Below are 363 nucleotides of genomic sequence, written 5' to 3'. Positions count from 1 at the left end.
TGAGGTGCCCCGAGGATTCCGGACAGGGAGCCAATAAGGTTACCCTGTTAGGAAAGTCGAGGGAAGAAGCGCGATGGCACGCATAAGCTCATACACCCCAGAGTTCCGTGAAGAAGCAGTGCAACTCGTTCTACAGTCGAACAAGCCAGTGTCGCAGGTTGCCCGGGAGATCGACGTTCACCCGGAGACGCTGCGTTCCTGGGTCCGCCAGTACCGGCGAGAAAACAGCGGCGCCCAGGACAGCCCACAGATCGGCGTCGACGAGCGCGCTCGACTGAAGGAACTCGAACGTCGCAACCGGGAACTCGAAATGGAGAACAGCTTCCTGAAAAAAGCCGCGGCGTACTTCGCGAAGGACCCTCG

General features: G+C 59.5%; 1 protein-coding gene. It reads left to right on the top strand.

Going from position 1 to position 363, the window contains the following annotated elements:
- Positions 1-73: 73 nt before the first annotated feature.
- A partial coding sequence (locus ACFHVL_RS31505) for a transposase (RefSeq protein WP_416567659.1) occupies positions 74-363 on the top strand: 290 nt, incomplete at its 3' end.

It is taken from the genome of Micromonospora sp. LOL_023, assembly GCF_048060115.1.
GTDB lineage: Bacteria > Actinomycetota > Actinomycetes > Mycobacteriales > Micromonosporaceae > Micromonospora_E.
This window is presented reverse-complemented; position numbering and strand designations above follow the sequence as displayed.